Annotated in this window: 22 protein-coding genes; 8 read left to right on the forward strand and 14 right to left on the reverse strand. The window is 41.9% G+C overall.

Annotated elements, in window-relative coordinates; genetic code table 11:
• Positions 1-111: 111 nt before the first annotated feature.
• The 4 genes from K1X56_12300 to K1X56_12315 all read right to left on the reverse strand — a co-directional run bounded on the left by K1X56_12300 (position 112) and on the right by K1X56_12315 (position 4,467).
• Positions 112-1,695 carry a DUF5106 domain-containing protein gene (locus tag K1X56_12300; GenBank protein ID MBX7095493.1) on the reverse strand — a complete coding sequence of 528 codons (1,584 nt, stop codon included), beginning with the start codon at positions 1,693-1,695 and terminating at the stop codon, positions 112-114.
• Positions 1,696-1,766: 71 nt separating this feature from the next.
• On the reverse strand, positions 1,767-2,963 hold the full coding sequence (locus tag K1X56_12305) for a hypothetical protein (GenBank protein ID MBX7095494.1): 1,197 nt from the start codon (positions 2,961-2,963) through the stop codon (positions 1,767-1,769).
• Positions 2,963-3,604: an ATP-binding cassette domain-containing protein gene (locus K1X56_12310; protein MBX7095495.1), complete on the reverse strand. Its 642-nt coding sequence runs from the start codon at positions 3,602-3,604 to the stop codon at positions 2,963-2,965. Before K1X56_12310 ends, K1X56_12305 begins: the two co-directional genes overlap by 1 nt.
• A gap of 35 nt (positions 3,605-3,639) precedes the next feature.
• On the reverse strand, positions 3,640-4,467 hold the full coding sequence (locus K1X56_12315; protein ID MBX7095496.1) for a choice-of-anchor J domain-containing protein: 828 nt from the start codon (positions 4,465-4,467) through the stop codon (positions 3,640-3,642).
• Between the two features lie 112 nt (positions 4,468-4,579).
• Between K1X56_12315 and K1X56_12320 the strand changes: the two genes are divergently transcribed.
• From K1X56_12320 to K1X56_12355, 8 genes are read left to right on the forward strand one after another with little or no spacing between them, the layout of a single operon-like run.
• The gene (locus tag K1X56_12320) at positions 4,580-5,731 is read left to right on the forward strand and encodes a hypothetical protein (protein ID MBX7095497.1); all 1,152 of its coding nucleotides are present in this window, start codon (positions 4,580-4,582) and stop codon (positions 5,729-5,731) included.
• A gap of 19 nt (positions 5,732-5,750) precedes the next feature.
• Positions 5,751-6,551 (forward strand): polyphosphate kinase 2, encoded by an 801-nt coding sequence (gene ppk2 / locus K1X56_12325; GenBank protein ID MBX7095498.1) that lies wholly within the window; start codon positions 5,751-5,753, stop codon positions 6,549-6,551.
• Positions 6,538-6,966: a GNAT family N-acetyltransferase gene (locus K1X56_12330; GenBank protein ID MBX7095499.1), complete on the forward strand. Its 429-nt coding sequence runs from the start codon at positions 6,538-6,540 to the stop codon at positions 6,964-6,966. The genes ppk2 and K1X56_12330 overlap by 14 nt, the downstream gene beginning before the upstream one ends.
• Positions 6,967-6,968: 2 nt before the next feature.
• On the forward strand, positions 6,969-7,652 hold the full coding sequence (locus tag K1X56_12335; GenBank protein MBX7095500.1) for an alpha/beta fold hydrolase: 684 nt from the start codon (positions 6,969-6,971) through the stop codon (positions 7,650-7,652).
• Between the two features lie 20 nt (positions 7,653-7,672).
• Complete coding sequence (locus tag K1X56_12340; GenBank protein ID MBX7095501.1) at positions 7,673-8,404, forward strand: alpha/beta hydrolase; 732 nt, start codon at positions 7,673-7,675, stop codon at positions 8,402-8,404.
• 2 nt (positions 8,405-8,406) lie between these two features.
• Positions 8,407-9,054, forward strand: coding sequence for a dienelactone hydrolase family protein (locus K1X56_12345; protein ID MBX7095502.1), 648 nt, complete (start codon positions 8,407-8,409; stop codon positions 9,052-9,054).
• 31 nt (positions 9,055-9,085) lie between these two features.
• Positions 9,086-11,200 carry a SpoIIE family protein phosphatase gene (locus K1X56_12350; GenBank protein ID MBX7095503.1) on the forward strand — a complete coding sequence of 705 codons (2,115 nt, stop codon included), beginning with the start codon at positions 9,086-9,088 and terminating at the stop codon, positions 11,198-11,200.
• Between the two features lie 17 nt (positions 11,201-11,217).
• Positions 11,218-11,865 carry a hypothetical protein gene (locus tag K1X56_12355; GenBank protein ID MBX7095504.1) on the forward strand — a complete coding sequence of 216 codons (648 nt, stop codon included), beginning with the start codon at positions 11,218-11,220 and terminating at the stop codon, positions 11,863-11,865.
• Positions 11,866-11,900: 35 nt separating this feature from the next.
• Here the strand turns inward: K1X56_12355 and arsM are convergent, their stop codons facing one another.
• The 10 genes from arsM to K1X56_12405 all read right to left on the reverse strand — a co-directional run.
• Positions 11,901-12,872, reverse strand: coding sequence for an arsenosugar biosynthesis arsenite methyltransferase ArsM (gene arsM / locus K1X56_12360; protein ID MBX7095505.1), 972 nt, complete (start codon positions 12,870-12,872; stop codon positions 11,901-11,903).
• A 19-nt stretch (positions 12,873-12,891) separates the two neighbouring features.
• Positions 12,892-13,716 carry a purine-nucleoside phosphorylase gene (locus K1X56_12365; protein ID MBX7095506.1) on the reverse strand — a complete coding sequence of 275 codons (825 nt, stop codon included), beginning with the start codon at positions 13,714-13,716 and terminating at the stop codon, positions 12,892-12,894.
• A complete protein-coding gene (locus tag K1X56_12370; protein MBX7095507.1) occupies positions 13,713-14,396 on the reverse strand; it encodes a TIGR04283 family arsenosugar biosynthesis glycosyltransferase in 684 nt (227 codons plus the stop codon). The genes K1X56_12365 and K1X56_12370 overlap by 4 nt, the downstream gene beginning before the upstream one ends.
• Positions 14,393-15,004, reverse strand: a complete 612-nt coding sequence (locus K1X56_12375; GenBank protein ID MBX7095508.1) for a TIGR04282 family arsenosugar biosynthesis glycosyltransferase — start codon at positions 15,002-15,004, stop codon at positions 14,393-14,395. Before K1X56_12375 ends, K1X56_12370 begins: the two co-directional genes overlap by 4 nt.
• Entirely contained in the window at positions 14,997-15,524 is a 528-nt protein-coding gene (locus tag K1X56_12380; protein ID MBX7095509.1) for a rhodanese-like domain-containing protein, read from the reverse strand. Before K1X56_12380 ends, K1X56_12375 begins: the two co-directional genes overlap by 8 nt.
• Positions 15,524-16,585 carry an arsenosugar biosynthesis radical SAM protein ArsS gene (arsS, locus tag K1X56_12385; GenBank protein ID MBX7095510.1) on the reverse strand — a complete coding sequence of 354 codons (1,062 nt, stop codon included), beginning with the start codon at positions 16,583-16,585 and terminating at the stop codon, positions 15,524-15,526. The genes K1X56_12380 and arsS overlap by 1 nt, the downstream gene beginning before the upstream one ends.
• Positions 16,585-16,920 (reverse strand): arsenosugar biosynthesis-associated peroxidase-like protein, encoded by a 336-nt coding sequence (locus K1X56_12390; protein MBX7095511.1) that lies wholly within the window; start codon positions 16,918-16,920, stop codon positions 16,585-16,587. Before K1X56_12390 ends, arsS begins: the two co-directional genes overlap by 1 nt.
• A 12-nt stretch (positions 16,921-16,932) precedes the next feature.
• A complete protein-coding gene (locus K1X56_12395) occupies positions 16,933-17,649 on the reverse strand; it encodes a DUF547 domain-containing protein (protein ID MBX7095512.1) in 717 nt (238 codons plus the stop codon).
• 52 nt (positions 17,650-17,701) lie between these two features.
• Entirely contained in the window at positions 17,702-18,580 is an 879-nt protein-coding gene (locus tag K1X56_12400; protein ID MBX7095513.1) for a sterol desaturase family protein, read from the reverse strand.
• Positions 18,581-18,639: 59 nt separating this feature from the next.
• Positions 18,640-19,550, reverse strand: a 911-nt coding sequence (locus tag K1X56_12405; GenBank protein ID MBX7095514.1) for an RNA methyltransferase, incomplete at its 5' end; no start/stop codon positions are given.

A 19,550-nucleotide genomic window follows, 5' to 3' on the forward strand; every position in this document is an offset into this window, starting at 1 on the left:
CTGATCTTAATATACGAAAAAAGCCCTGAATTCAGGGCTTTTAATACGCTTGGTTAAGCCGGACATTCTGGTAATCCAGCAGAAAAATCCACCACTAAGCGGGATTTTTTATTATTTACTTTGTTTTTGCTTCGGTTCCTTTTTGGTTTTATCCTTTGCCGGTTCCGGATTCTTTTTCTCCTCTTTTTTTGGAGCTTCTTCTTTTGGTTTTTCTTCGGTCTTATTCAGATTTACTGTTTTACCTAATTTCTTCATGTGGAACTCAAACAATTTTTCAGCTTGCTCCGCTTCAATTTGTTTGGCAATAATGCGCTTGTCTTTATCCAGTAAAAATACTTTTGGAGTACTGTAAATATCGAAGGTGGTTCTGTAATTGAGCGATTTTAAATCTGTTTTGCCGGTGGTAATCCACTCACGCGCCATATCCTGATCGGAATATACTTTTTCGGGAACAGCCACATTGATGAATTGCATGTCGTTATCGCGAATGAATTTTTTCCATTTTTCATTGTGATCTGAACTTACCGAATAAATTTCCAGTCCTTGTCCTTTTAACCGCTTATACAACTCTGCGAACTTAGGCATCTCTTTTTTGCAATGTCCGCACTCCGGATCCCAGAAAATTAATAAAGTAAAATCGGCTTTTACATCCGGTAGTCTTCTCCACACCATGTTGGAATCGGGTAAGGATAATGGATGTGCCACTACTCCACATAAAATGGGAGAAAGTTCTTCTGCGCGTTCAACAATTTTTTTCACTTTATCTTCTTCCAGCCAGAACGCTTTTCCTGTTTTGTAGTATTTATAGGCCAGGTGCACAAATGCGGCATCCATACACATGATTTTCGACGATTCGAACGTGTAGGTCAGGTAATGCACGGTGTATTTGAACATGTCTTTATTATCGAGCATTTGTCCGATTAAACGATCCGATTCCGCAATCATGGAGTCGGGGTCCTGCACCACCATATTTTTAAAATAGTTTTCGAGTTTATTGTGGAAGAAGGTACAACGCACTAAGCTGGGATCTTTAAAATCGACATGATCCCAATAGTGTGCTTTTGCAAATTTGTAGGCAAACAATGAATCTTTCGGTGATCCGTCTGCATTTTTAGGTGCTTCGGGAATTTCCACATCTACCGACATGCGGATTACTTTAGCGGTAAGGGAAGTTGGATTATCGTTGAACAAAGTCGCTTGTTTCTCTTTCACTTTTTTATCCAGAGCATTCAATTGATTTTTTAAATCTTCATACTCCTTGCTCTTCGGATCGGCTGTTTTCATTTTTTCACGTAAGGGTTCCGATTCTTTGCGGCGCTCGTTAATAAAATGAATGTAATCGTAGAACAATTGGTTTTCTTTCGATTTGGTCACCACCATATGTCCATACATATCCGTTGTATCGGTACTCATTACTACATTTTCGTTATTGAGCACGATTTCGAAAAATTTTGTACCGGGTAAAACCACGGCATAAACTCCGGGTTCGTAGGTTTTTTTAGTTCCGAAAACAAAATTTCCATCTTTATCGGCTCTGGCTGTATCGCTGTAAAAAAGTTTATTCCCGAAATAATAGGCCAGATGTACATCGGTGTCCTTAACACCCTTCACTTTAAATTTCAATGTCGGGTTTTGCGCATTTCCGGCAATGGAAAAACCCAGAACGATACCGGCAAGCAACAACATTTTTTTCATGGTAGGTCTATTTTTAAATCTAAAATATTCGTTCAAATTAAATGACTTCTGTAATTAACAAATCATTAACCTCATCCTTGCAAAGTCTTTGCCAAACGTCGCAAATTGAGTACAATGTTGATTCCATTTAACAACATGTACAGCAAAAATAAGAGCAATCCGCTTATCCAGGTCCACATCGCTATAGATTCCGGTATTTCCATTTCATAGGCTTTAAGATATTTTAACAATTCTGCTTTAGCGAGGAATAATCCCACATAAGCTACTACCATCACCAGGGTGATGGTAATGGCAGAGTAAGCAATATAACGTTTGGCCAGTGTGCTGTGTTTATAACCCATAAGCAATAAAACGCGGAGCTCGTAATTGGCTTTGGAAATGAGGATCTGGCTGTATTGTATAAATCCGAGCAGGGATAACAACACAATGATTCCGCCAACAAAAAGGAAAATGCTTAACAATACAATCAAAATAGTTTTAACCCGGCTTCCCCGCAAATTTTCACGGTTGGTATCGAGTCCTTTTTCATCCATCATGCGCGCTATACCCGGATGCGAAATATCGGTAACGGCAAGGATGAGGCGTGAAGGATTTTCTTGCTGACGAACACTAAAGTTCCGGTTGGCATAACGCAGAAAATTAAGCGGAACCAGAATGGTATTAATGCGATCTGAAAATCCGACAATCTTACCCCGGTAATTGATTTCGGAACTGCCTTTGATTTTAATTTTTAGCGTAAGCATTTTGAATGCTTTTTCACTGAGCGGAGGCAAACCCTGACTAGGACCGAATCCGAAATTAAAGGCATCGAGATAGGTGGAAGGTAAAATGACGGGGACTTCAATATTTCCTTCTTCCCAATACCAGTTTTTGGAACTGATATCAATAAAACGATCCGGAACGGCTTCGAAAAATGCATCGGTAAAAATATCTTTTGTACCGGGAATTCCGGAAATGGCCGCGAAAACTTTAAACTGACTACTCTCAAAAATTCCGACTTCCTCCACAAAGGGATAATCCATTAAATCGGATATTTCGCCGGATGAAAATCCCAATGATCCGGCACCTAATGTATTGAGCGTTGATACACTTTTCTGAACCACCAGATAATCGGCTCCCAGCAAGTCTCTCTTTTTGGTAAGCGCTTCTTTCAGATCAATAAAAAACTGAATGCTCACCAATAAAATAAACACCCCTGCAATGGCGCCCAGAGAGGCGAAAAACAATTGGAGCGGACGCTGACTGCGGAGTAAAACCTTTCTTAACATCAGAGCTTGTATTTCTGGTTAAACGAAAGATTAAAATCAGACCCCAATGAAACCATGAGTACACTGGCGCCATTTTTTAAACTGATTTCCCGAATCAATTCAGCCGCTTTAAAAATATTGTCGTTGTCGATATGACTAAATGGTTCATCCAGAAAAAGCCATTGATACGGTTGCAGCAATGCACGCACAATGGAAACGCGTTGTTGTTGACCGATGGATAATGTTCCGCAGCGTTGTTGCCATTTATCTGCGAGTCCAACCCGGCTTAACATTTCCTTTATTTCCTCAATAGAAAACTGATTGCTGAGTCTGTTTTTTATACGAAGATTTTCTTCCACGGTGAGTGTGGGAATCAGCCGGAGATCCTGCATCACCATACTGATTTTTCGCTGGCGTATTTCGGCCCAATCGTTCAGTGAAAAACTGCGGATGTTTTTACCATCGATGCGAATTTCTCCTTTATAATCACTGCGCATTCCAAAGAGAAAAGACAACAATGAAGTTTTTCCCGTTCCCGAAGGAGCAAGCACCAGCGCATCGCCCGACTGAACGAACGTAATGCTGTTTCTCCAAATGCTATCCGGAGAAAAAGACTGGTCCTTCATAGGAACCGGCAGAACCTGATTTAAATGAATTTCCACGCTATTGAATAGACGAGGGAAATACCCCCGGTTGCTTATTCGTGAATAAATAGTGCTGTAGCAACACCATTTTTTCCATTGCAACGAACCAGGTAAGTCCCCGCATTGAGCGATTCAACATCCACTTGTACCTGATTGCTACCGGAAAAGCTTTTCGTTAACACCAATTTCCCCTGTAAATCGTAAATCATAACGCTGTTCAACTCATCACCCTGCAGGGTGATGAAAGAAGAGGCCGGATTGGGGAATAAACGAATGGGATGAGCAGCAGAAAAATCGTTAACACTCAATTGCAAATCGGCCCATACGTGAAAATTATCCAGACAGAGAATGAATTTATCTACCGAAGAATGATGAACTGCGAGGTAAATGGTTTGACCGGCGTAGGCATCCAAATCCAGCGTTAAATCGGTCCAGTCCGGCGAAGCTTGTTCAACCACCACAAGGGTATCGGCAAAATCATTCAATGCCGTTCCGCTAACCGAAACCAGCACCTCAAACATTTCTGCATAGGCAGGATCTTTCGATTTGTACTGAAAAAAGAATTGATTTCCATTGGCCTGCATGGTGAGTGCTGGTAGAATGAGGTAATTACTTGCAGTATCTGCCGGCGTAAACCAGGAGGTAGCCACCAGAATGGAATCGGATCCGGTAATGGTATCGTAATCCACATGCATGGCAAAAGCATCACCTGTGATTGAAGCTACTGCTGCTGCCGGTTGAGAAGTATCGTTATCGATGGAAAGCCATCCTGCGGGAAAGCCAGCATTAAAATCTTCATTGAGCAGATTAATCAGCTGCGAATGAGCGTTGAACTGACAAAACAAACAGATGAAGGCAATAAACAGTATCGATTTTTTCATGTCCAAATTTAACAAAATGAACGACTCGGGAAACGAATTATTTTGTTGGTCAGGGTAAATACAAGTTTTTAACAATGGAATCTGGTAGGTCCAAATTTGTGATTTTTGTGCCGTGACTGAAAACAGGACCAAGAGCGGATTTTTTGAGCGTATTGCCGAGGGCTATTTTTACGGCTCGGGCAATGAACATTATCTTTCGCATCGGTTTGATGAGGAATTAACCAAGCAGCAATTAAAAAGCGTCAGGTCGGTTAAACTTCAGGCCTTGTCCTTATCGGCAATAGCCGGAATGCTGGGTGTTATTTTGCTCTACCTCCCACCCCATTGGTTTCCCGAATTTTTCACCTTGTGGACCTTCCCTTTAAACCTTTGGGGAAGCACTTTTGAAATTCCGCTTTTTTCTACCCTTTACGGATTGGTTTTGGCAGTGGCAGAAATTTATTTTCTGGTGTTCATTAACATCCGGGCCGTACACCGTTTAGCCATTGTATGCGGATTTCCACCCAAAGAAGATCCGGAGTACGATATGCATATTCGTTCGCTGGTGAATATTGGTGTAGAAAAAAATGCCAAAAACGAATTGAGCATCGGATTAAATCCCTGGCAAGGTTATAAGCGCTATCATCTCATTTTATTGTTTGTCTGGAACAAAGTAAAAGCCAGTCTCAGCAATATCCTTTTTAAAATGATCATCCGCAGAGTGCTGGGTCGCTATGCGCTCCGGATATGGGTAGACCTTGCGGGAATTCCCGTAATGGCGATCTGGAATGCCATTGCTGCCAACAATGTATTTGAACATGCCAAAGTGCGTATACTGGCACCATCGGTGATTCAATATTCACTGCTTTATTTGCAAAACAAGCATAAGGACGAAGCATCGTTTCGGCACCTTAGCTACGACATTCTCCAATTTTTAGCCATTAAAAAACGTTCCTTCCACGAAAACCATTATCTACTTTCCATCAATCTCTTACGCACCTTTAATATCGATCCGAAACAGGAGCATGAGCTGGGCGACGATTTTTATGAAAAAATAAAAGGGCTTCATCCGGAAGTAAAAGAAGATATTGCCCGCTTGTTACTCATCGGAATTATCATCGACGGATCACTTTCCTTTCAGGAAAAACGTTCCATCCGCGATATGCAGGAACACGGAATTTTTCCCTATAGCATGGAGGAAGTCAAACTTTGCATGCAGGAATTTGTTTCGGGAAAAGGAATCGGTATGTTGAAGAACAAATTGGGGATGCAATTTGTATCTTAGTTTATTATTGGCAGGAATCATGAGAGAACAATTGTTTATCGATAAAGAATATGAAGAAGAATTTCAGCGCTTACAAGTTGAATTGCTGAAGCTTCAGAAGTGGATGATTAAAAAAAGAAAACGTCTTGTTATTCTTTTTGAAGGAAGAGATACCGCTGGTAAAGGTGGAGCCATTTATTGGTTCTCACGCTATCTTAATCCACGTCAGTTTAGAATTGTTGCTCTTTCTAAACCAACAAAACTGGAAAAGGGACAATGGTATTTTCAACGCTACGTAACGCATTTGCCCAATGCCGGAGAAATGGTGTTTTTCGACCGCAGTTATTATAACCGCGCAGTAGTAGAACCGGTGATGAATTTCTGCACCACGCAGCAATATGAATTGTTTATGAAACAAGTGGTGGAGTTTGAACATCTGCTGGTAGAAGCAAAAACAAAAATCATTAAGTTCTGGTTCTCCATTGATGTGGATGTACAAAAGAAACGCCTTTCCGAACGGGTAAATAATCCCTTAAAACACTGGAAGCTTTCTACAGTAGATATGGAAGCACAGCGAAAATGGCATGAGTTTACCCGCTACAAGGAAATCATGTTCGAAAAAACGCACAGGGATTATAGTCCATGGATTATTGTAAACGGAAATCATAAACCCAAAGCGCGGATGGAAGCGATTCGTTATGTGTTATCCTTGTACGATTATGAGGATAAGGACATGAGTCTGAATTATAGTCCCGACCCCGACTGGCTGGTGGTATATAACGGAAATCCGAATCCGTTTACTTCTGCCAAAGCTAAAGTAATGAGTGATGATGAATCCTGAGTTTCGTTTTTTCGGTTCCGTTGAAGAAATGATGGAACAGTTTCCATTGTTGAAATTACTTACGCCTGGTCTGGATCAGCATTCCACTACTCAAATGCTCCGCGAAATGATTCAATCGGGATACCGCATGCTGGGATTGTTTGAAGGTTCAACCTGTTTGGGATTATCCGGTATTTGGGTGGCCACTAAATTATATAGCGGAAAATACCTCGAGATCGACAATTTTGTAACGCATCCGGATTACCGTTCCAAAGGCATCGGAAAATTATTGATTGAAGAAATTGAGCGGATAGCTCAGAAGGAAAAATGTAAAGTGATTATGCTGGATGCTTACACCGTAAATACGGAAGCCCATCGCTTTTATTTTAGAGAAGGATTTGTGGTAAAGGGATTTCATTTTATTAAAACGCTCTGAGCATGCAGACTCTTATTTTATTACATGGTGCAATTGGATCTGCCTCTCAATTGCAAAGCGTGAAAATTGAACTGGAAAAAAAATTTGAAGTGCATTGCCTTGAATTTTCAGGTCATGGCTCCACTCCATTTCAAGCTGAATTTTCCATTGCTCAATTTGCCAACGAATTAGAAAACGCATTTATCAAATGGGGCGATTGTCCCGTTTTCGGTTACAGCATGGGTGGATATGTTGCCTTGTATCATGCTTTGCATTACGGAAGAAAAAATCACCCGGTTTTTACATTGGGCACCAAATTCAAATGGGATCCTGATATTGCTGCGAAGGAAAGTAAGATGCTAAACCCGGAAAAAATAGCTGAAAAAATTCCTGCCTTTGCGCAGCTGCTGGAAGCCCGGCATCCGGCTTATGGCTGGAAAAAGGTATTGGAGTCCACCGCCGAAATGATGTTGCGCATGGGAGAAAAAAATCCATTGAGCATGGATGATTTTAAGTCCATATCCAATCCCTGCCGAATCTCCATTGGCGACCGCGATGAAATGGTGACTTTATCGGAGACGCTTGAAGTTTATCAGTCGCTCCCTCATTCTTCGCTGATTGTTTTTCCGGAAACAAAACATCCGATTGAAAAAGTGAATACGCAACGAATTTTAATGGAAGCAGAATTGTTTTTTCTATCCAGGTGAACGAGCAACTTCATATTGAAATCATAGGCGATCATTCGTCTTCAGACACCGTGCTGGTATTTTTACATGATGCCATCGGTTCTGTTTCGCAATGGAAAGATTTTCCCCAGTTACTTTGTAAACAAACTCATTTACCCGGACTCCTTTACGATCGAAGTGGACACGGAACATCGGGTCCATTAACCGGACATCGTCAACCTGATTATATGCATCGCTATGCCTGGGATGAACTAGCGGCTGTAGTGCAATCTGAACTCCGGGATAAAAAAATGATTTTGGTTGGACATTCCGATGGTGGTTCCATTGCTCTTTTATTTGCTTCTCAATTTCCGCAACAAGTGAAAGCCATTATTACCATGGCGGCCCATGTGTTTGTAGAGGAGATTACACTTGACGGAATACGAGCAACCCGCGATACATTTGCGGAGGGTGATTGGATGAACAAACTCAAAAAACATCATGGCAACAACACTGAATCCATTTTTGAAGCCTGGTGGAAAACCTGGTTGTCGCCCGGGTTCAGAAACTGGAATATCGAAGATCGTTTAACACATGTTGTTTGTCCTGTTTTCGCGATTCAGGCTAAGGACGATAATTACGGCAGCGAAAAACAAGTGGATGCGATTCTCCATGGCATTTCCGGTGCAGGTGAAAAGTGGATGATCGACGGAAAGTGTGGACATGCCCCCTGGAAAAGCAGAACAGATGAAGTGGTTTCTGCTATTGCACATTTTATTCATCAATATTGCTGAGTATGCAAGAACATCACCTGGTGATACCAAAAACTGCGCGCTATTTTTCGAGCGGAGAATTAAATTCGCACACCAAAGAAATTTGGGTGATTTGTCACGGCTACGCGCAATTGGCCAATTTCTTTTTACGCAAGTTTGATCTACTCAACGCTCCTCACCGTTACCTCGTTGCCCCCGAAGGATTGCATCGTTTTTATCAGGAAGGAAGTGCGGGACGTGTTGTGGCTTCGTGGATGACCAAAGAAGATCGTTTAAACGATATACAGGATTACGTCAACTTTCTCGATCTATTAAGTGAATCGCTCTTACAACAAGCGCCGGATGCAAAAATTTATGTGTTTGGATTTTCGCAGGGTTGCGCTACCGTAAGCCGATGGATTTCGCTGGGTAAAACACGATGTGAAGCCTTAATTCTCTATGCCGGTGTTTTTCCTCCGGACATGAATTTCGATGTAAGCAAAGAGGCGCTGAGTAACACCAAAGTGATTTTAGCCAATGGCGATGAGGATGAATTTTTAAGTGAAAAGGATTGGAAATTGCAGTCGGAAGAACTGAACAATAAGGGAATCCGTCATGAATTGGTCCGATTTAACGGAAAACATGCCATTTATCCCGAGGCATTGAACAAAATACTGAAGGCAGTGTTCTGATTTTTTGCTATTTTGCTTCTGCCTACAACCGATGAGAAAACTACTGCTCCTCTTTATTATCCTGTTCCAGTGCTTCCCCCTGCTGGCAACGGATGTTCCGCTCATCGTAATTGATGAACATATCCTTGGTAAATCCATTGCAAGGATGTCGGTGCATCTCGAAGATCCCGATAAAAAACTGCGCATTGAGGACATTCTCAATGATTCGAGTCTGCAATTTGTTCCCACCCGCGAAAACACCGAAAATCTCAACTTTACGCATTCCGGATTTTGGTTTCGTTTCCGTGTAAAAAATACATTACCAAAAGATGTTGTTTTCTTTTTAGAAACGGCGCGTCCGGTTACCAATAAAGTTATTCTCTACCAGGTAAATAAAAACCAGGTGGTACGCACCTTCGAAAACGGCGATAACCTCCCCTATTCGGCACGCATCATTAAACACCGTAAAATTCTTTTTCCCATTCAGCTGAACGATAACAACGAAAGGGAATTTGTGATTTACGTTGAAAGCGATGGTGAAGTGGTTACCATGCCTTTGATTTTTTGGCGACCCCAACAATTCATGGAGCATGATTATTTTATGCAGTTGTTCCATGGACTTTTCTATGGGGTATTGTTATTTGTAGCGGTTATTTATTTCTTCTTTTTTGTAGCACTCCGTGAACGATCCTTCCTCTATTATGTGCTCTACGTTTTGTTTATGGCTTCCCTGCAGTTTTCACTCGACGGGATGTCGTACCAATTACTTTTTTCCAATTCTCCTTATTGGGCCGATCACTTTGTGATGTTGTCGGCCGCCGGTGCGGTTTGGTTTGTGTTGTTGTTCGGAAGCAGTTTCCTGAAATTAAAAGATCATGCTCCGGGTTATTATAAAATTTACAGGATTATTGTTCCGATTATCGGCGCCATTTTCTTTTACGGATTTATTCCCGGACCCGGTTATTTCCTCGCTTATCCACTGGTAAATGCGGCGACTTTAATTTCAACTTTGTTGACTTTAACCACCATTTTCTATCTTAAATTTAAAGGTAAACCGGTCGACTGGTTTTTCCTCTCCGCTTTTTCCCTGCTGATTATTTCGGTGATGATTTTTATTCTGGGCCAGTTTAATTTTATTGAGGACAAAACCGTAACGGAAAGTATTCTCAAACTAGGAAGTGGACTCGAAGTAATTTTCCTTTCTCTATCTCTTGCCCGCAAATACCGCGAATTGCAGGAAGGTAAAGAACAAGCTCAGCGCGAATTATTAGTGCAGCTGGAAGAAACCAATAAACTCACTGCCGAAATAAATATTCGTCTCGAAAAACAAGTAAAGGAACGCACGCGCGAAATTGAGCATCAGAAGGAAGAGTTGCAGGAAAAAAACAAGGAGATTCTCGACTCCATCAACTATGCGCGCAGAATTCAATATGCCATTTTACCTCCCGATGAACTGGTAAAAGAAACCTTACCCGATGCATTTATCCTTTACAAACCCCGCGATATTGTAAGTGGCGATTTTTATTTTACCTATCCCGTCACCACCAGTGGTGATACCCCACGAAATCTTTCTCTTTTTGCAGCAGCAGATTGTACCGGACATGGCGTTCCCGGTGCTTTCATGTCGATATTAGGCACGAATATTTTACGTTCCACCCTGGTTCAGCCCAATGTAAATACGCCCGGACAAGCGCTTGATTTTTTAAATGCACAAATAATTTCTTCCCTGTCGCAATCCTCTTCCGATGTTGCCATTCGCGACGGAATGGATATCGCTTTATGTGCGTTGGATCACAGCAGCAGAACCTTGTATTATGCAGGGGCCAATTTACCGTGCTGGATTTTTTCTGCCAATGGTGAATTCATTGAATTATCTCCCGATAAACAACCCATCGGAAATTACGGAACCAATAATCCCTATACCAATCACAGTCACCAATTAAACCCGGGCGACATGATTTATATTTTCTCAGATGGATATGCCGATCAGTTTGGCGGACCAAAAGGAAAAAAATTCAAATACAGTCAACTTCGTGAGCTTTTTTCAGCTATTCGTCCCAAATCCTTAGACGAACAAAAGAAAGAGCTTGAAAATGCGTTTTCTTTGTGGAAAGGAAATCTCGACCAGATTGATGATGTGTTGGTAATTGGTGTAAGGGTGATTTAATTTTTTTATTGTTTACTATGAAAAAAACTTCTTTCATACTTGGAAGTGCGCTTATTGCCGGTTTTTTTATTATAGCAGAAAGTTGTACTAAAAAATCCGCCGAACCTTTGGTTTGTTTTCAGGAGGATGTTTTGCCTTTGATGATTTCACACTGTGCAACGTCTGGTTGTCACAATCCGGTGGATCACGAAGAAGGTTATGATTTTACCAGCTACGAAGGGATAATGAAAGGCGTAAGTAAAGGTCATGCCCGCCGCAGTGAAATTGTGCACGTTATTCGCGAAGGTGAAATGCCTCCTGCGGGTTATCCGCAATTAACGGATGATGAATTAACCGCTATTGAGCGCTGGATTGATTTGGGTGCCGTAAATTCTTCCAATTGCAATTCGGGTGGCTGTGATACTGCCGTGTTCACTTATTCAGGCGCCATCCAACCTATGCTTCAAACCTATTGCGTGGGTTGTCACTATAACGGCGCTCCGAATGCTCCTTACGATCTGAGCAATTTTACCGAAGTACAGGGCATTGCCTTAAATGGCGTTTTAACGGGTGTGGTTAACCACGAAAACGGATATGTACCGATGCCTTCGAATGGTCCGCAATTAAGCGATTGTCAACGCACCGTTATCCAGAAATGGATTGATGCAGGTGCACCGAATAATTAAAAAAAAAAAGCGGAAGATGTTCTTCCGCTTTTTTTTTAGCAACATCCTCCCCCATCATAATGCCAGGTGGATGCTGAAATAAAAATATCTTTTCTGTTCAATGCCTCTAATGCAGCCGCTGTTTTATCGCAAACTGCCAGGGGTTGATTCGGCATCAGGACATGTCCCTTCTGATCATCAAAACATTCTTCCGATCCGAAATAGATCGCTGTTTTTCCCGTAAACACACAGGGTCCGTCTGCCGGCATAGGATCTTTTATAGCGCACACTTCCACACTTTCGATATAGATGAGTGTATCCGTGGCGTAATGTTCCGGATCCAACACACGATAAGGCCTGCGCGCGCGAATTTCCACGGTTCCGAATCCCACCGATGTAATCATATCTACATATTCTTTCAGCGAAATGACCCCACTTAAGCAGGCCGCACGCAAACGTTCGTCGTTACGCAATGCATCCGGAATAAAATGTTCCGAAACCGGATCACTCATTACCAGTCGACCGTTCGGTTTTAGAACGCGGTACATTTCCTGAAGTGCTTTTTTTAAATCGTCAACTTTAAAAATATTAAAGAGACAATTTTGTGCAGCCACATCAATGCTATTGTCCTCCACTGGTAAATGCAAGGCATCGCCCTTTTTCAGATCCACGAAGGAGGATTTAAACCAGGGATTTAATTTTTCGGCTTCCGTAAAATTTTTACGCGAAGCTTCCAGCATTTCATCCACTACATCAACCCCAACTACGGAATGATCTTTTCTGCTGAAATAAGCAAACTGCAACAATTCCATTCCCCCGCCCACTCCAACATACAACACGCGCGGAGAACCGGATAAATCGCGTGGTTCAACCGTGCTTCCGCATCCGTAATTCATTTGCTGCATGATCAGCGGAATTTCCAGATCAGGCAATTTCCAAATGGGCGTGGTGGTGCAACACAATCCCACATCGGGTGTTAATGCTGCTTCTTTATAAAAATTTTTGGTGGTATGCAGGTAATCCGACATCGTATCTCTTTTTAATGGTTCAGGCATTCAATTCGCGGATAAATCCCTCGAAAAGTGTACTCAATTTTAGTTCTGCCTTTCCGGCTACTTCAATAATTTCTGCAATGTTGACCGGCTTTAAATTTTCCGGATCGCATTCGTCGGTAATCACCGATATGGCAATCACCTTCATATCCATATGCCGTGCAACAATAACTTCCGGCACCGTGCTCATCCCAACAGCATCTGCACCTATGCGGTGAAGAAAACGATATTCACCGGCCGTTTCCAGATTTGGACCCGTAACAGCCACGTAGACGCCTTCCATTAATTCAATTCCGTTTTTATGGGCAACGGACTTCATTGTAGAACGAAATGTACTATTGTAAGCTTCGCTCATATCCGGAAAACGGGGACCCAGCTCATCGATATTTTTTCCGATTAAGGGATGTGCAGGAAGTAAATTAATATGATCGCGGATCAACATTAAACTTCCTTTTTTATAATTCAGATTCATTCCTCCCGCCGCATTGCTGATCATTAATGTTTCCACGCCCAATAATTTCATCACACGAATGGGAAAAGTGATTTGCTGCATGTGGTAGCCTTCGTAATAATGAAAACGTCCGTTCATCGCCAGCACTTTTTTCCCCCCAATGGTGCCATAGATTAATTTTCCGGAATGAAATTCCACCGTAGAAACCGGAAAACCCGGAATGGATTCATAAGGGATTTCTTTCATGACCTCCATGCGCGTAATCAGATTTCCCAATCCGGTTCCCAATACGATTCCAATACATCCATGTGGAATTCCTTCTTTCGATAGAAAATCGGCTGTGGATTTTATTTGTTCTAAACTGATCATTTAACGTGTGCTTTGTAGTAACGTAATAATTCTTCAATCTCAACACCCCGTCTGTATTTCATGTGCAATCGCGCAAAGTGAAACTGGAGACGGAACACTCCGTTTTCTTTATATCGTCTGGCAGATGTAATGATGTCCTTTTGAATCACCGCAAATGCAGATTCCTTTTTTAAACGGGGAATAATTTCATTGTCCTCAAAAATAACATACTTTTCATTAAAAGCCCCGGCGCGTTCAAAGAGCGATTTGGTTACGAATAAACTCTGATCGCCTCCGCGGCATAAATCAGAATTAAACCGCGTTAACCAACCGAAAAAGCGAAGTAATACATGGCGCGAATCAAATTTCATCCGGAAACATCCACATTCATTTCCCTTTTTTACCTGCTCCACAATGAGTCGGTCGAACTGAACCGGCGGCAAACTATCGGCATGCAGAAACCAGAGAATTTCAAAGTGAGCTTCCTGAGCACCTTTGTTCAGTTGTAGAGGTCGACCCCTCTCCGATGGAATAAGTCGGACCATTTCGCCCTGTACCACTGCCTGCGTTCCATCTGTACTACCACCATCCACCACCAAAATTTCGCCGATATATCCGGAAGAGCGAGATTGCAATTCCTTCAGCAAACCCGGAAGTGCGGCAACTTCATTGAGGACCGGTATAATAACGCTGATTTTCATAAGGAGAATTGCGAACGGATATGTTCCGGTAAATCTTCAAATTCATCAATATCATTCAACTCCGGCAATAAAGCGTAAGTCAGATTTTTCGCTTTCACATCCAGCAATGTATCCAGAAACACATTGGAAGTGCTCCAGGATTTGTGTTTAAAAAATTCGTGATGAAGCTGTTTCATTCCCAATAAATAATAGCCACCGTCGCGGGCTGGACCAATCACTACATCGTGTTTATCGAGTAAATAAAATGCATCTCTTAAAATCTGATCATCCAGCTCCAGGCAATCGCTCCCAATGATAATGATGCGGTCATAACCTTTGCCGAACATCCGGACAAATGCATTTTTCATTTTTTCACCGAGATCATCTCCGAATTGCAAAAACTTATAGAATTCGAGATCCGAAAACTCATCGAATTCATCGGTATATTCCGAATAGAAAACAGCTTTAGCACAACGAAGTTTTGAAGCTACAGCTGCAGTGTGATTTAATAAGGAAATATAAATTTCCAACGCAGCTTCCGGACCAATACGCGCTGCCAGCCGGGTTTTAACCTGACCGATTTGTGCATTGCGTACAAAGACCATCAACAATTCGCGCTGCCTATTCATAACTGATTTTTTCCTGTGGTAACCACTTGCTCCATTTTGAACTGTAAGGATGTACTTTATCGGTTTTCCCTTTGGAATTGGTTAATGGACGATTTTCCATGGACCACGCAAAAATTCCACCGAATAAATTCCGCACATCTTTAAATCCCAACTTAACTAATTTCTCCCCTATTTTTTCCGACCGTACACCAACCGAACAATAAACCACCACCGGCTTGTTTTTATCGAGTCCCGAAAGCATGTAGGAACTAAAATGATTATAACCTACCATTACGGCACCATCGATATAACTCACCATGCATTCTTCCGGTTCGCGTGTATCCAGCAATTGAATTTTTTTTGATTTTAATAAGGGCTCCAGATCTTTTGTTTCAATGGTAGGAATATGGTGCTTGAGTTTGGCGTTCACCATGTCTCTGAATCCTTGTGCTTGTTCGGGATTAAAAATAAATGCGCAGAGAAAGGTAATGCCGATCCCGATTGCAAAAAACAGCAATGAATATTTAAGTATTTTTTGCATCACGTAGTGGCACCCTGACAACTCGATCCTGCTCCCGCCGTGCAACCGAAACAATGTTGATTAATGACAATATTGCGTTGATTTAATTGTTCCAGATTAAAATTAAAAATGGACTGCGGCGCATTTCGTTCCACTTTCATTTCGAGCATCTGATTAAAATCGCAATCGAATAAATCGCCTTTGTAGTCCACCGAAATCGTGTTTCTGCACATCAGCCCTCCAACGGCAGAAGGATTGTAAGAACGCACCAGCAGATCCATGTATTCATCGAGATTATCGCTGTTGACGAGGTATTCTAAAAAGCGTGAGACCGGAATATTGGTAATGCAGAGCAGCGAATTAAAATCGATTGAAAAATGATCCTTCAGTTCTTTTTTAAAATCCCGCTCCAACATTTTTTGATCGGCAGGTAAAAATGCACCACCCGGATTGTAAACCAAGTCGAGCAATAAACCGCTGCCTTCTTTTCCATATCCTTTTTCATTGAGCATTTGCAAAGCTTGGATGGATTTTTCGAATACACCTTCGCCACGCTGACGATCCGTTCGGTCTGCTTTATAAAACGGAAGACTGCTTACCACGCGAATGGAATGGGCAGCAAAAAATTCAGGAAGGTCATGGTATTTTGCATTGGCAAGAATGATGGTGAGATTACAGCGCACAATAATTTCACGCACGTTTGTCTTTCGCAACTCCGTTACAAACCAACGAAAATCCGGATTCATTTCCGGAGCACCACCGGTGATGTCGACCGTATCAAATCCATGTTCGCGGCAGAGATCAATGCAAACCTGCATGGTTTCGCGATCCATAATCTCCTTACGATCCGGACCCGCATCCACATGGCAATGCTTGCAGGTTTGATTACACATGTAACCGATATTCACCTGAAACACCTGAATGCCTGTGGGGCGCAATGGAAACATTCCACCCTCCGCCAATTTTTCGCGAAACGTAGGAAGTTGTCCAGTACGAAATGCCTCAACATTCATTTGGCGCAATTGCTCTTCGCGACTGGCCAAACTGCTGTTTCTGGCGGTTAAGGATTTGATTAACGACATTACATTACCATTTTTTTAGCCTTATTCATCATTTGCACACCATGCACCAAGGATGCTCCTCCACGAATGGCACCTGCAACGTGAACCGCTTCCATCAATTGAGCTTCATTGCAGCCTTTAGCGATGGTGTCCTGGGTATAAGCATCGATGCAATACGGACATTGAATGGCATGAGCAACAGCAAGTGCAATTAAGGCTTTTTCTCTTGCGGTTAAAGCACCTTCTTCGAACACAGCGCCATAGTAATCGAAAAATTTCTTGGCCAGTTCAGGTTCGAACTCTGCAATATTTCCAAACTTCTTTAAGTCTTCGGGGTTATAATAGGTTTTTTCCATGGTCAGTTTTTATTATTCGTTCAAGTTCCAATCGTATTTTAAAAAGGATTTTTTTGCTGAAGCACTAATTTTTGTATTCGAATATTTATTCAAAAAATCAATCAGACTTCCACTCTTGGTAAAATCCTTTTCGAACCAGTTAAAAATTTCCGACAATTCAATTTTATCTGCCGCAATCTTGTTTTTTGTGGGATCATTCACAAATTCCTTCATTAATTTTTCGAGTTCCGCCTCTACATTATCACCTGTGAAAGCGGTGGTGGATAAACGCGGACATGAATTCGATGCGCAATTGATTCCGGCATGAATCCGCGGATCGTTAAACTCAACGCGAAGAATTTTATGTTCAATGTGATTCAAATCCATTTTTTGTCCGCCAATACTGAAAAATTTAATTTTCCATGGATCAATAAATCCGCCAATGTTCTTAATGCTTTTTACCGGATAGCGGTCCAGAATTAATCGCACCGTATAGGCGTTGTATGCATTCATCCAATAGGCTTTTTTCTGATTGGAGGTCCATGATCCTTTAGGAGGATTGGCAGAAATCACTTTCAAATAAGCCACCAATGCAGTGGTATCGGATTTCCAGGCTTTGTAATTTACTTTTCCCTTAGGGGAAACATATTTTTTAAGCATAGCATCCCAGGAGGAATGGTCAACAGGATCATTTGCTCTTACGCTGGAAAAAGCAAGTACGAATAGAATGAAGGAAAGAAATCTGGTCATGGTAAATAATTGGTCTGTTAAAAATACGACCTAAGCCCATCACACACAAACTTTATTCCGCTTTTTTAAATCCCGAAATTTCCTGGTGAATAAAATCCTGCGGATATTCTTCATCGCCATCAAAGCCCAGCTCCACATCTCTGCCCGATTCGGGAATGTATGCCGTACCGAAGAGATAATCCCAAACCGATAAACTTAAACCGAAATTTACGCCATAGGCATTCGGTAATTTTTTAGCATGATGCCAGATATGCATTTGGGGATTGTTGAAAAGATATTTGAGTGGTCCCAAGGGAATATGGATGTTGGCATGATTGAAATGTCCGATTACCAGCGCCACCATGTGAACAATAAAAAAATCGTCGATTCCAAATCCGATCATCGCCAGCGGAATGTATTCGATGGAGCGATAGACAATGGTTTCCATCCAGTGATAACGCAAGTGAGCAGCAAATCCCATTTCTTTCACGGAGTGATGCAGTTTATGAAACTCCCACAAAAAGGGAACGCGGTGCAACAGGCGATGCACATTCCATTGCACAAAATCGCGCAGCACAAACATGGTTAACAATTGAAGCGGAACCGCCCAGGTGGCAATTTCCAGTGCAACCAGGTTATGAATTCCGAATAATCCCAAAAAGGAATTGAATAAATCCACCACCACATTGCTTAATGCTGCATATCCGATAAGGGAGAAAAAGAAAAAGTTAAAAAACATGTAGAACGCATCCAGCCAAAAATCTCTGCGAATGGCCGACTGCTTTTCCCGCCATGGCTTGACCAGTTCCATTCCCCAAAAAACAAGAGAAACCATTACCAGCCACCAAAAATAATTGTGGTACCAGGGATCCGTCTGAAATGTAATTTCATTGAGCAGGTAATAATAATACCCGATAAAATTATCCGTGAAAATCTTAATGTAATATTCCATACCGCAAAAATACCTGCACGAAGCGTTTTATAATGTAATATCTGTCACCAAACACCTCCTTAGCTATGGAGTTGACGATAATGACTGCAAATAATCCCTGTGGCTACACCAACATTGAGCGACTCTGCCGCACCGAATGAAGGTATGGTAATGCGTTTTTCCAGAAAGCGGTCGAGATGCGGACTAATTCCATGTGATTCGCTTCCCATAATTAATGCCATAGCCTTGGGAAATGATTCGGAATAAACCGAACTACCATCCATAACCGCCCCATATACCGGAATCTGTACTTGTTGTATTTTTTGAGTAAGCGTCACAACATCGCCATACACGATGGGCAAATGAAATAAAGATCCCATGGTGGACTGCACCGTTTTCGGATTGAATAATTCGACTGATTGTTCGGAACAAATGACTTGTTTCATTCCAAACCAATCCGCAATCCGAATGATGGTTCCCAAGTTCCCCGGATCTTTTACATCCTCCAGAATGAGCGTAACACCCTCTTGCGATAATTTCTCGTTAAAGGCAAATTCGCGTTGGCGAACTACGGCAAGGACTTCATTGGGACTAGCCAATGCAGAAATGCGTTCCAGTTCGGCTCGCTTAATTTCTACGGTTTTAATTTTTGGGGGACAATTATTTTTACTGAACCATTCGGCCGTTGCATAAATGCTTTCTACAGACCAATCCGATTTTAATAATTCACTGAGCAGTTTTTCTCCCTCTACAATGAATAATCCTTCCTGCTCCCTGAATTTTTTCTGGTGCAGCGATTTTACAAACTTAATCTCGTTGGAACTGATCACTTGTAATGGACGTAACAAGGAATTTTCATTCGGTAACACACCTTGGTATCCTTCGTGGAAGCGGGTGTCCAATCTTTCATTTTTACCAAATATTTTTGCAATGCCAAACCGGGATCCGATTCCGGCGTTACCTGAATATCCACCGGCTTTCCTTGTTGATC

Source organism: Flavobacteriales bacterium (genome assembly GCA_019694795.1).
Lineage (GTDB): Bacteria > Bacteroidota > Bacteroidia > Flavobacteriales_D > UBA2798 > UBA2798.

Excerpts from the sequence above, each read along its gene's own strand:
- K1X56_12350 (MBX7095503.1), top strand. The coding sequence starts at position 9,086 with ATGAGAAAACTACTGCTCCTCTTTATTATCCTGTTCCAGTGCTTCCCC.
- K1X56_12305 (MBX7095494.1), bottom strand. The coding sequence starts at position 2,963 with ATGTTAAGAAAGGTTTTACTCCGCAGTCAGCGTCCGCTCCAATTGTTT.
- K1X56_12345 (MBX7095502.1), top strand. The coding sequence starts at position 8,407 with ATGCAAGAACATCACCTGGTGATACCAAAAACTGCGCGCTATTTTTCG.
- arsM (MBX7095505.1), bottom strand. The coding sequence starts at position 12,872 with ATGTCGGATTACCTGCATACCACCAAAAATTTTTATAAAGAAGCAGCA.
- K1X56_12400 (MBX7095513.1), bottom strand. The coding sequence starts at position 18,580 with ATGGAATATTACATTAAGATTTTCACGGATAATTTTATCGGGTATTAT.
- K1X56_12330 (MBX7095499.1), top strand. The coding sequence starts at position 6,538 with ATGATGAATCCTGAGTTTCGTTTTTTCGGTTCCGTTGAAGAAATGATG.
- K1X56_12365 (MBX7095506.1), bottom strand. The coding sequence starts at position 13,716 with ATGATCAGTTTAGAACAAATAAAATCCACAGCCGATTTTCTATCGAAA.
- ppk2 (MBX7095498.1), top strand. The coding sequence starts at position 5,751 with ATGAGAGAACAATTGTTTATCGATAAAGAATATGAAGAAGAATTTCAG.
- K1X56_12380 (MBX7095509.1), bottom strand. The coding sequence starts at position 15,524 with ATGCAAAAAATACTTAAATATTCATTGCTGTTTTTTGCAATCGGGATC.
- K1X56_12370 (MBX7095507.1), bottom strand. The coding sequence starts at position 14,396 with ATGAAAATCAGCGTTATTATACCGGTCCTCAATGAAGTTGCCGCACTT.
- K1X56_12390 (MBX7095511.1), bottom strand. The coding sequence starts at position 16,920 with ATGGAAAAAACCTATTATAACCCCGAAGACTTAAAGAAGTTTGGAAAT.
- K1X56_12335 (MBX7095500.1), top strand. The coding sequence starts at position 6,969 with ATGCAGACTCTTATTTTATTACATGGTGCAATTGGATCTGCCTCTCAA.
- K1X56_12395 (MBX7095512.1), bottom strand. The coding sequence starts at position 17,649 with ATGACCAGATTTCTTTCCTTCATTCTATTCGTACTTGCTTTTTCCAGC.
- K1X56_12315 (MBX7095496.1), bottom strand. The coding sequence starts at position 4,467 with ATGAAAAAATCGATACTGTTTATTGCCTTCATCTGTTTGTTTTGTCAG.
- K1X56_12300 (MBX7095493.1), bottom strand. The coding sequence starts at position 1,695 with ATGAAAAAAATGTTGTTGCTTGCCGGTATCGTTCTGGGTTTTTCCATT.
- arsS (MBX7095510.1), bottom strand. The coding sequence starts at position 16,585 with ATGTCGTTAATCAAATCCTTAACCGCCAGAAACAGCAGTTTGGCCAGT.
- K1X56_12355 (MBX7095504.1), top strand. The coding sequence starts at position 11,218 with ATGAAAAAAACTTCTTTCATACTTGGAAGTGCGCTTATTGCCGGTTTT.
- K1X56_12375 (MBX7095508.1), bottom strand. The coding sequence starts at position 15,004 with ATGAATAGGCAGCGCGAATTGTTGATGGTCTTTGTACGCAATGCACAA.